Origin of the sequence: Trujillonella humicola, assembly GCF_046233715.1 — a bacterium.
Classification (GTDB): Bacteria; Actinomycetota; Actinomycetes; order Mycobacteriales; family Geodermatophilaceae; genus Trujillonella; species Trujillonella humicola.
In genome coordinates, this window is record NZ_JBJNRJ010000092.1 from 1 (window position 1) to 10,607 (window position 10,607).

Genomic DNA, 10,607 nt, shown 5'->3' on the forward strand with positions numbered 1-10,607 from the left:
AACTCCTCCGAGTACACCTTCCGCACCACGAGCCGATCATCTCGCTTCCTCCAGGCTCAGCCTGGGTTCAGCGTGTCCACTGATCGGGGTCAGGTCCCGGATGCTCGGGAACGGGCACGTCCGGTTCGGAGGGCGGCCCGGGGAAACGGACCAGCCGCGAGGCTGGCACCGCGCCCCGGGTCGACCCCTACCTGGAGCGACTCAACAAGGAGATCAAGCGGCGCACCGACGTCGTCGGCATCTTCCCCGACGACGCGTCCCTGCTCCGGCTGGCCGCCTGCGTGCTGATCGAGGCGCACGACGAGTGGCAGGTCGCCGACCGCCGCTACCTCTCCGAGGCCTCCATGGCCCTGCTCACCCCGCCCGAGCCGACCGCCCTCGAGCCCCGACGCACCGACGCACCGACTCCAGCGAGGTGATCGACCAGCCCGCCCTGCAGACGGCATAGTCAGCAACACCGCAGAGCAGCACGCGGACGAGCTACACCACCCCACGGGGCACGGCCGATGCGCCTGGCGTTCGTAATCTTCGGGCTCTTCGGGGCGGGAGAGATCGCCTACATCATCGGTTGGATCATGATCCCCAAGGCCCGGTGACCGACTCCCTCACACGTCGCTGCACCTGCCGCAGAGATCGGCCGGCCCGGGGACCGGCATCGGTCACTCCCGCGCCAGGACGTCCATCACCTGATGCCGGATTTCGAGGTCCTCACGTGCAGTGACGACGACGGTCCGCGCTGCCGCGCGCGGTGCGCTGACGTCGCCGTCCTCGGTGGTCGTCCGGTTGCTCTCGCCGTCGACGGCGAGGCCGAGATGGCCCAGCGTCGATGCGACAGCCTCGCGCACCTGCCAGGCATGCTCGCCCACACCCCCGGTCATGACCAGCAGGTCCAGCCCGCCGGTGGCCGCGGTCATCGCCGCGATCTCCCGGACCAGGCGGTGCAGGTAGACATCCAGGGCGAGCGCGCAGTCCGAGTCCCCGGTGTCCCGCCCGGCGAGCACGTCCCGCAGGTCGCCGGAGGTGCCGCTCAGCCCCTTGAGCCCGGCGTGATGCTCCAGGACATCGCCCAGCTCCGATACCGGCACGTTGCCTTGCTCGAGCAGCCAGAGCAGGAGGCCGGGATCGAGGGTGCCGGGCCGGGTGTTCATCACCAGACCGGCCAGCGGCGTGAATCCCATCGTCGTATCGACGGAGACGCCGTTGCGCACGGCGGCCAGCGAGGCGCCGGCGCCCAGATGACAGGAGACGATCCGCAATTCCTCGGCCGGCCGGCCGATCAGCTCAGCGGCGCGGCGCACGGCGTAGGCGTGGGAGAGCCCGTGGAAGCCGTAGCGGCGCAGCTGCCACCGCCGGTTCCACTCCCGGGGCAGCGCGTACGTGGCGGCCGCAGGCGGAAGCCTGGCGTGGAACGTGGTGTCGAAGCAGGCAACCGCAGGGGTGTCGGGCAGTAGCTCATCGGTGGCCCGGATGCCGGCCAGCGCACGCGGGTTGTGCAGCGGCGCCAGGTGGCAGACCGACCACAGGTAGCTGGTCAGCATCGGGTCCACCCGGGCCGGGCCGGTGTGCCGGGAGCCGCCGTGCACGATCCGGTGGCCGATCGCGTCGACCGGCCCGCACGTCTCCAGGAACTTCGCCAGCGGGCCGAGGTGGCCCTCCCCCTGCCAGCGCTCGACCGTGGTCGCCGCGGTGACGCGGCCGTCGTCGTCGAGCCGGGTGAGCTTGAGGCTGCTGGAGCCGGCGTTGACGACGAGGACCTTCACGGCTCAGGCTCCCGCAGCGGGTCCGCCTCCGCGATCACCGGGCCGGCCGCCCCCGACCACTGCCAGTCGCGGATCTCGGGCAGGTCCACACCGTGGGTGCGCACGTACTGGCGGTGCTCGATCAGCTTGTTGGTCAGCGCCTCACGGGCGTGCGCGCCGCTGTCGCGCAGCCGCGGGATGCGGTCGATCGCGCTGATCGCGAGGTTGAACCGGTCGATCCGGTTCATCACGCAGATGTCGAACGGCGTGGTCGTCGTCCCTTCCTCGACGTAGCCGCGCACGTGGAAGTTCTCGTGATTGGTGCGCCGGTAGGTCAGCCGGTGGATCAGCCACGGATAGCCGTGGTAGGCGAAGATCACCGGCTTGTCGGTCGTGAACAGCGAGTCGAAGGCGGCGTCGGACAAGCCGTGCGGGTGCTCGCGTTCGTCCTGCAACCGCATCAGGTCCACGACGTTGACCACCCGCGCCTTCAGGTCGGGGAACCACCCGCGCAGGACCTCCACGGCGGCCAGCGTCTCCATCGTCGGCACATCACCCGCGCAGGCCATGACGACGTCCGGCTCGCCGTCGGCGTCGCTGCTGGCCCAGTCCCAGATGCCGATGCCCTTGGTGGCGTGCACGATCGCCGACTGCATGTCCAGGTACTGCAGCTGGGGCTGCTTTCCCGCGACGATCACGTTGACGTACTGGCGGGTGCGCAGGCAGTGGTCGGCGACCGACAGCAGCGTGTTGGCGTCCGGCGGCAGGTACACCCGGATGACGTCGGCCTTCTTGTTGACCACGTGGTCGACGAATCCAGGATCCTGGTGGGAGAAGCCGTTGTGGTCCTGCCGCCACACGTGCGAGGTGAGCAGGTAGTTCAGCGACGCGATCGGCCGCCGCCACGGGATGCCGTTGGTCGTCTTCAGCCACTTGGCGTGCTGGTTGAACATCGAGTCGACGATGTGGATGAACGCCTCGTAGCAGGAGAAGAACCCGTGCCGACCGGTCAGCAGGTAGCCCTCCAGCCAGCCCTGGCAGGTGTGCTCGGAGAGGATCTCCATGACACGGCCGTCGGGTGCGAGGTGGTCGTCGTCGGACAGCCGGTCGGCCATCCAGGTGCGGTCGGTGGCCTCCAACACGGCGCCGAGGCGGTTGGAGTTGTTCTCGTCGGGGGCGAAGACCCGGAAGGTCTCCATGTTCTGCCGCATGACGTCGCGCAGGAACGTGCCCAGCACGCGGGTGGCCTCCACCGCCCCGGCGCCCGGAGCGGGGACATCGACGGCGTAGTCGCGGAAGTCCGGCATCCGCAGGGGCTGCAGCAGCTCCCCGCCGTTGGCGTGCGGATTGGCGCTCATCCGCCGCTCCCCCGCGGGGTGCAGCTGCCGGACGGCGGGCACCGGTGCCCCGTCGGCGTCGAACAGCTCCTCGGGCCGGTAGCTGCGCAGCCACTCCTCGAGCACCCTCCGGTGGCCGTCGTCGGAACGGGCGTCGGCGAAGGGCACCTGGTGCGACCGCCACGATCCTTCGACGCGGTGGCCGTCGACCTCCTTCGGGCCGGTCCAACCCTTCGGTGAGGCCAGCACGATCATCGGCCAGCGCGGCCGCTCGGTCACACCGTCCTTCCGGGCCCGCCGCTGGATCTCGGCGATCTCGTCCAAACAGCGGTCCAGGGTCGCGGCGAACGCCTGGTGCATCTCGGTCGGGTCGGAGCCCTCGACCACGTAGGGGGTGTGCCCGTAGCCGCGCATCAGGTCGCACAATTCGTCGCGGCCGATGCGGGCGAGCACCGTCGGGTTGGCGATCTTGTAGCCGTTGAGGTGCAGGATCGGCAGCACGGCGCCGTCGCGGCGGGGGTCGACGAACTTGGTGGAGTGCCAGCTGGCGGCCAGCGGGCCGGTCTCCGCCTCGCCGTCGCCGACGACCGCGGCCACCACCAGGTTGGGGTTGTCGAACGCCGCGCCGTAGGCGTGGACCAGGGCGTAGCCCAGCTCCCCGCCCTCGTGGATCGACCCCGGGGTCTCCGGCGCCACGTGGCTGGGGATGCCGCCGGGGAAGGAGAACTGGGTGAACAACCGGCGCAGCCCGGCCTCGTCCTGCGAGACGTCGGGATAGACCTCGCTGTAGGTGCCCTCCAGCCAGGCCGCCGCGACCGGCCCGGGGCCGCCGTGCCCGGGACCCATCACGTACATCATGTCCAGGTCGCGGGCGGTGATCGCCCGGTTGAGGTGCGCGTACACGAAGTTCAGCCCGGGGGTGGTGCCCCAGTGGCCGAGCAGCCGCGGCTTGACGTGCTCCGGTCGCAGCGGTTCCCGCAGCAGCGGGTTGCCCATGAGATAGATCTGCCCCACCGACAGGTAGTTCGCCGCTCGCCACCAGGCATCGATCGCCGCCAGCTCCTGGTCGTCCAACGGTCCGGCCAAGGCCTCGGTCTGCGGTGCCTGCACGGCGACGTCCATGCGGTGCACTTCCTCTCGGTCGTCGGAACTGGTGGCGGGTTCGTTCCCGATCCCACCGAAGTCCCTCCGCCCCGGCAAGCGGGACCGGCAAGCCGGCTCACTAGCCTGGGCACGCAGGGCCGAACGGAGACGACCGAAGCCACCGGCGAACGCCGGTGCGGCAGGAGCGCCGATGACGACCGCCGACCCGACCACGACCGACGACGCCGTCACCGGTGGCCGATGGCACGTCCTCTCCCGCACCGACGTCCTCGGCTGGCTCGACACGAGCGCGCACGGCCTGTCCGGCACCGAGGCGGCGCGGCGGATCGGGCGGTACGGCCGCAACGAGCTGCCCGCGACCGAGGCCACACCGGCGTGGCGCGTGCTGGCGCGTCAGTTCGTCAGCCCGCTGATCGGGATCCTGGTCCTCACCTTCGTCATCACCCTGGTCCAGCGCCACTGGGTCGACGCCGGCGCCATCGGACTGGTCCTCCTGATCAACGCCGCCATCGGCTTCTGGCAGGAGCGCCGGGCGGAGACTGCGGTCCGGGCATTGCAGCGCTTGTCGGTTCCGGTCTGCCGGGTCCTGCGGGACGGCGCCGAGCGGGAGATGGCCGCCGCCGAACTCGTCCCCGGGGACGTCGTCCTCCTGGAGAGCGGGGAACGCGTGCCTGCCGACCTGCGGCTGCTCGAGGTCAACGGCCTGCAGGTCGACGAATCGATGCTCACCGGCGAGGTGCTGCCGGTGACCAAGCAGGTCAACCGGCTGCCGGTGCACACCCTGGCCACCGACCGCACGAACATCGTCTTCAGCGGCACGCTGGTCACCGCCGGTCGAGGGCGCGGCGTCGTCGTCGGGACCGGCACGAGCACCGAGCTCGGCATGATCAACGAGCTGGTGCAGGGGCCTGCCGGTCAGTCCCCGCTGCAGGTGCTGACGCACACCCTGGAGCGGCGGATCGCGCTAGTGGTTGCGCTCGCCGCGGTCGGCATCTTCGTGGCCGGCCTGGTGCTCGGCAACGACCCCTCCGACATGTTCCGGACCGCGGTCGCCGTGGCGGTCGCCTCCATCCCCGAGTCGCTGCCGATCGTGCTCACGGTCGCCATGAGCCTGGGTGTGGCCCGGATGGCCCGGCACAACGCCATCGTCCGCACGCTGCCGGCCGTGGAGACGCTCGGCTCGACCACGGTCATCGGCTCGGACAAGACCGGCACGCTCACCCGCAATGAGATGACAGTCCAGGTGGTCTGGACGGCGAGCGGCACCCTCGACCTGCGGAACGGCCGGCCCGCCGGCGGCCGCGACGGGTTGCCCGACACCGCGTGCCGGACGCTGCGCGCCGGGGCGCTCACCAACGAGGCGGTCCCCGCCCCGCCCGAAGCCACCACGGCCGCCGGGGACCCGCTGGACTACACCGGCGACGCCGTTGACGTGGCGATGCTGCGCGCGGCGGTGCAGTTGGGCGCGGTGACGCCGCAGGAACGCGACGCCCGGTGGCTCGCGCACGCTCCCTACGAGCCGGAGCTGCGGCTGTCCCAGACGGTGCGGACCGACGACGAGGGCCGGCGCGTGCTCTACGTCAAGGGCTCCCCCGACGTCCTCGCTGCCCTCTCGACGACGCTGGCCACCGACGAGGGTGAGCGCCCGTTCGACCCCGCGCCGGTGGAGGCGGCCAACTCCGCCCTCGCCGCCGAAGGGATGCGAGTGCTCGGCACCGCGATGCGGGTGCTCGACCCCGACGAACCGGTGCAGCGCCCGCTGCCACCTCCCTCCGGCCTCACCTTCCTCGGGCTGGAGGGCATGGAGGACCCGCCCCGGGCGGGCGTGGCCGAGGCGGTGGCCGACTGCCACCGGGCCGGGATCACCGTCGTCATGATCACCGGCGACCACCCGGCGACCGCGGCCTCGATCGCCTCACGTCTGGGGATCGGCACGGGCATCCATCCGGTCACCGGCGCCGAGATGGAGGACATCGACGACCACGTGCTCGCGGCCCGGCTCCGCAAGAGCGGGGTCGCCGCACGGGTCACCCCGCAGGACAAGCTGCGCATCGTCCGCATCCTGCAGGCCGAGGACGAAGTCGTCGCCGTGACCGGCGACGGCGTCAATGACGCCCCCGCGCTGCGCGCCGCCTCCATCGGGGTGGCCATGGGGCGCTCGGGCACCGCCGTCGCCCGCGAGGCGGCCGACATCGTGCTCACCGACGACAACTTCGTCACGATCGTCGACGCGGTGAAGCAGGGCCGCGTCACCTTCAACGCCATCCGCAAGGCCACCTTCTTCCTGCTCGCCACTGGCTTGGCCTCCTTGTTGTCGGTGTCGGCCAACCTGCTGGCCGAGCAGCCACTGCTGTTCCTGCCCGTGCAGCTGCTGTTCATCAATGTCGTGACCAACGGTCTCCAGGACATCGCGTTGGCGTTCGAGCCACCCGAGGGCGACGAGCTGCGGCGCCCACCGCGTGGCCGCCGGGAAGGACTGCTGTCCGGGGTGCTGTGGCTGCGGACAGCGCTGGCCGGCGCATGGATGGCCGGCGCCATCCTCGTCTCCTTCCGCTGGGCGCTCGACCAGGGCTACGCCGAGGAGCAGGCCCGCACCATCGCGCTCACCCTCTTCGTGATGCTCAACTTCTGGCTGGTGCTCAGCGCGCGGGCCGAGAACCGCTCGCTGTTCGCCCTCAACCCCTTCGGCAACCGGCTGCTGCTCGGCAGTGCCCTCGGCGCGCTACTGCTGTACGCCATCGCAACCCAGTGGTCGGCCACCGACGAATGGCTCGGCCTGGTGCCGCTGTCGGCGTCGGAATGGCTGATCTGCTGGCTGCTCGGCGCCTCGGTCCTGCTCATCGTCGAGCTGGACAAGTTTGCGCACTGGCGGGCCCGCGTCCGGCACGAGCGCCGGCTGTCCGAACCGGTCTGACCCGCCGCTCACGAGGGCGGCATCGGGCGTGGGCGGTCAGCGCGCTGGGCGGGCACTTCCGGTGCTGTCCGATGACTGCCGGGATCGCTCCGGCGGGCGGGTGGCGAGCACCACGGGCAGCGTGCACTGCGCGGTGGCCGCCTCCGCCACGCTGCCCAGCAGCCGATGGGACAGACCGCGGCCCCGGCGGCCGATCACCAGGACGCCGGCCTGCTCCGCCTCGGCGATCTCCAGCAAGACCCGGGCGGGCTGCCCCATCCCGACCTCGAGCACCGGCGGTTCACCCCCGGGGTCCAACCACCCGGCGCGATCGGCCAGCAGCTCCGATGCGGCCACCTGCCCGCTGCCTCCGCTCTCCTCGTCATCGGCGGGCACGACGGCCACGAGGACGATCCTCGGTCGAAGGTGCCCGAAGAGTGCATCCGCGTCGCGGACCGCCTGGTCGGACTCGGCTGACCCGTCCACTCCGACGACCACCGTGAGGCCGCCACGCACGCTCGGCGTACCGCTCGCGGCGCCGGGCTGGCGCCGCACGACGACGACCTTTCGCTGTCCGCGCTCCGCGGCGATCGGGATGAACAGCGGGCCAAGGACCGCGCCGAGGAGATACCAGAGCGGATTCCGGTACCCCTGGCGTCCCAGCAGAACCAGCACGGCTAAGAGTCCAGAGAGAACCCACACTCCGAGCACGGCGAGCGCGAAGACCCATGTCGACATGGCTGACCCGTCAGATGCGCCAGAACGGCAGCCTGGTCAGGCTGCTGGATGTCACCTGCTCGGCGCCCCAGCGCCTCACAGGGCTGACCGCAGCGAGTCCAGCTGGGATCGGCGTGCGGCAACGACGAGCTTGTCGCCGACCCGGATACCGCGCGCACCGTCGTCTTCGACCAGCTCCGGCGTCTCGTCGTCGATGACACCCAGCAACGTGGCATCCGGCCCGAGCCGAGGAACGACGTCATGCTGCGGCAGGCCCACGACCGGGGAGCCACTGGCGACATGCACCGTCTCGACGACCACTTCCGCAGGATCCGCCGCCGCGCCGGCCGGCTCTCCTTCTGCGGTGGCCACCCGGAAGCGCACACCGGTAAGCAAAGCAGCGACCACGGCGGCGTCCGCCCCGGACAGGCGCACCGTCATGAGCGGACGGTCCAGCTCCGGGTCGACCAGCACCAGATGCCGCGCCCCTCGGTCCTCGACCAGGATCACCAACTGCCTGTTCCGCTCCGCCGGCACGGTATAGCGCCAGCCGATCCCTGGCAGCCGCTCCGCCTGCACCGTCAGGTCCGACATTTCCACCTCCCACAGCGCGCTCCGCAGCCACTGTCGCCCACTCGACTGCCGGATCAGCGGTAGCACTCCTCTTCGACGGTGTACCGGATGAACTGCCCGTCCAGCCACCGGTGCCGTAGTGCCATCCGGCCGTCGCCCGCTGCGGCCCCGTCACATCATCACGCCGCACATGGCTGTTGCCGGCCATCCGGTCGCGGCCTGCGAGTCGACGACGGCTACCCGGCAAGACCACTGGAGGTCTCTCGGCCGCCTCAGCGTCACGGGGTCGGCTGGCTACGCCGATCAGCAAATCCCCGTCGCCACCGGTCTCGCCGGACTGGCGGCTGGCCGTTCGGTCATCTTCGTCAGCCGCCGCACCTCGGCGGTGTCCAGCTCCAGCAGCGCGACCGCCCGTTCGGCCGAGACGTCCTCGGCCAGCAGTGCGCGCACCGTCTCGGCGAGCGTCGCCGTCGCCGCCTGCAGCCCCTGTTCGGCCTCCCGCCGCCCCTCCACGGCCACGAGTGCCTCGGCCGTCGCCTGCTCGATCCGACGGTCGTGGTTATCGCGGGCGGCGTCCAACGCCCGTCATCGCTCCCGCGCCTTCGTCAGCGCCGCCGCCTGCCGACTCACCGTTCTGACCACCGCTTCCTCCGCTCGCTCAGCTGACCGTCTCTGTGGACAGAGGACCGCCATCCCCACCCCCACTGGCTGCGCGGTGCCTTCATCTCTTCGGCCGCGTCGAAGCTGACAACGTTCGCTGCATCTCCCACGATGAGCGCGCCGGTCGGCGCGGAGCAGCGCGCCGTCGATCTGGGTCGGTGCTGTCGCCGATGGCCATGCCGGCAACGCGAACGGCCGCTCATCGCTACAGAGCCGTCTTGGTCGGGTCGGGTCGGCTCGGGTCAAATACGCCAATCTTCGTCAGTACGCGAAACCGGATGAGCTGTCGATGCCTGGGCCTACCTTGCGCTGTGAGCCCACCCGGACCAGCGTCACGACCGCCCAGAGGAGTGCGCCATGGAGAACCCCGACGACCTGCTGACCACGGCCGAGGTTGCCCAGATCATGCGCTCGCCCGTCTCCACGTTGAGGTACTGGCGGCACCTCGGCACCGGGCCGCAAAGCTTCCGTGTGGGACGGCGCGTGGTCTACCGGCGCGCCGACGTGACCGCGTGGCTGCATAAGCAGGCCCAGGCAGGACGCGCCGAACGAGCGGGGTGAGCGGTAGAAGTGAGCGCCGCCCCGCCGTCGTGCCAGGACTTCACAGCGACGGAACTCAGCGGTTCAGCACCTTCGCCGCCTCGGCGCTGACAACCTGCCGGCCGAAGTAGACGTCGAGCGTCATCGACGGGTTGGCGTGGCCCAACTGGTCGGCGACCTGGCGCGGACTGAGGCCGGCCTCGTCGAGGCGCGTGGCGACGGTCTTGCGGAACGTGTGCGAGGTGACCCACGACCAAGGCCCCTCCTCACAGCGGATGCGCCGCCCGCCTGCGCCGGACTTGAAAGAGCCATCGTCGTCGAGTTGATAGCCCGTTCCGCCGCAGGTCTCGCATTCGAACGAGTCGAGCAACTGGCGGAGGTCTCCTGAGACGTTCGACGGATCCCGCAGAGTGCCGGTCAGGGGCGGAGGGAATACGACCCGAGCGTCCGTCTGCCGGCGAGGGCTCGCCCGCCGCGCCTCCAGCATGCGGACGGCGAAGTCAGGGAGCGCGACGATCCGCCAGCCGGCGGTGGTCTTCGGCCGCGGCTGGACCGTCAGCCCGGCGCCCGGAACGCGGACCACGGTGGCGTTCACCTCCCACGTCCGGGCCTCGAGATCGAGGATCGGCTTGCCGTCGCCGTTGGTCCCGTACCTCAGGGCCAGCGCTTCGCCGATCCGGCAGCCGGTGGCGAGCATCCAGTCGACGAGGTCGGGCAGGTCGAGCTCGACCGCGCGGTCGCTGGTCCGGAACAGCTCGACGAGTCGTCCGGTCTCTGCCGCCGTGAATGCGCGTGGCGCCCGCTTACCACTGCTGATCTTGGCGGTCGAGTCGCGCACCGGATTCACCGCGATGGCGCCGTCCCGGATCGCCAGTGCGAACATCCCGGAGAGGCAGGGCCTTGCCCCCTGATCTTGGACACGCGTGGGGTGTCTACGCCGCGGTCGGCAGCGTAGCCGGGGCCCGGCGGGCCTCGTAGTCGTTCGGGCTGGTCTGGCCGCAGGCGGAGTGCCGGCGGCGGGTGTTGTAGCGGGTGGCCCAGGCG

General features: G+C 71.0%; 8 protein-coding genes and 1 pseudogene. 3 read left to right on the forward strand and 6 right to left on the reverse strand.

The window, feature by feature from the left end; all coding sequences use genetic code 11:
• Positions 1-191 precede the first annotated feature (191 nt).
• Positions 192-419, forward strand: a pseudogene (locus tag ACK586_RS24735) (transposase); the annotation flags it as partial.
• Between the two features lie 240 nt (positions 420-659).
• On the opposite strand, the gene ACK586_RS24740 reads toward ACK586_RS24735, so the two are convergent.
• A complete protein-coding gene (locus ACK586_RS24740) occupies positions 660-1,760 on the reverse strand; it encodes an acetate/propionate family kinase (RefSeq protein WP_409333189.1) in 1,101 nt (366 codons plus the stop codon).
• Entirely contained in the window at positions 1,757-4,198 is a 2,442-nt protein-coding gene (locus ACK586_RS24745; RefSeq protein WP_409333190.1) for a phosphoketolase family protein, read from the reverse strand. The genes ACK586_RS24740 and ACK586_RS24745 overlap by 4 nt, the downstream gene beginning before the upstream one ends.
• 172 nt (positions 4,199-4,370) lie before the next feature.
• Here ACK586_RS24745 and ACK586_RS24750 point away from each other — a divergent pair, with 172 nt between their 5' ends.
• Positions 4,371-7,094, forward strand: a complete 2,724-nt coding sequence (locus tag ACK586_RS24750) for a cation-translocating P-type ATPase (RefSeq protein WP_409333191.1) — start codon at positions 4,371-4,373, stop codon at positions 7,092-7,094.
• 36 nt (positions 7,095-7,130) lie between these two features.
• Here ACK586_RS24750 and ACK586_RS24755 read toward each other — a convergent pair whose 3' ends face one another.
• The 3 genes from ACK586_RS24755 to ACK586_RS24765 all read right to left on the reverse strand — a co-directional run bounded on the left by ACK586_RS24755 (position 7,131) and on the right by ACK586_RS24765 (position 8,942).
• Positions 7,131-7,748, reverse strand: coding sequence for a universal stress protein (locus ACK586_RS24755; RefSeq protein WP_409333192.1), 618 nt, complete (start codon positions 7,746-7,748; stop codon positions 7,131-7,133).
• A 138-nt stretch (positions 7,749-7,886) separates the two neighbouring features.
• Positions 7,887-8,384 carry a cation:proton antiporter regulatory subunit gene (locus tag ACK586_RS24760; protein ID WP_409333193.1) on the reverse strand — a complete coding sequence of 166 codons (498 nt, stop codon included), beginning with the start codon at positions 8,382-8,384 and terminating at the stop codon, positions 7,887-7,889.
• Between the two features lie 282 nt (positions 8,385-8,666).
• The gene (locus tag ACK586_RS24765; RefSeq protein ID WP_409333194.1) at positions 8,667-8,942 is read right to left on the reverse strand and encodes a hypothetical protein; all 276 of its coding nucleotides are present in this window, start codon (positions 8,940-8,942) and stop codon (positions 8,667-8,669) included.
• Positions 8,943-9,380: 438 nt separating this feature from the next.
• On the opposite strand from ACK586_RS24765, the gene ACK586_RS24770 reads away from it, so the two are divergent.
• Complete coding sequence (locus ACK586_RS24770) at positions 9,381-9,584, forward strand: helix-turn-helix domain-containing protein (protein ID WP_409333195.1); 204 nt, start codon at positions 9,381-9,383, stop codon at positions 9,582-9,584.
• Positions 9,585-9,639: 55 nt separating this feature from the next.
• On the opposite strand, the gene ACK586_RS24775 is transcribed toward ACK586_RS24770, so the two are convergent.
• The gene (locus ACK586_RS24775) at positions 9,640-10,446 is read right to left on the reverse strand and encodes a site-specific integrase (protein ID WP_409333196.1); all 807 of its coding nucleotides are present in this window, start codon (positions 10,444-10,446) and stop codon (positions 9,640-9,642) included.
• Positions 10,447-10,607: the final 161 nt, after the last annotated feature.

Excerpts from the sequence above, each read along its gene's own strand:
- ACK586_RS24750 (WP_409333191.1), top strand. The coding sequence starts at position 4,371 with ATGACGACCGCCGACCCGACCACGACCGACGACGCCGTCACCGGTGGC.
- ACK586_RS24770 (WP_409333195.1), top strand. The coding sequence starts at position 9,381 with ATGGAGAACCCCGACGACCTGCTGACCACGGCCGAGGTTGCCCAGATC.
- ACK586_RS24760 (WP_409333193.1), bottom strand. The coding sequence starts at position 8,384 with ATGTCGGACCTGACGGTGCAGGCGGAGCGGCTGCCAGGGATCGGCTGG.
- ACK586_RS24775 (WP_409333196.1), bottom strand. The coding sequence starts at position 10,446 with ATGTTCGCACTGGCGATCCGGGACGGCGCCATCGCGGTGAATCCGGTG.
- ACK586_RS24745 (WP_409333190.1), bottom strand. The coding sequence starts at position 4,198 with ATGGACGTCGCCGTGCAGGCACCGCAGACCGAGGCCTTGGCCGGACCG.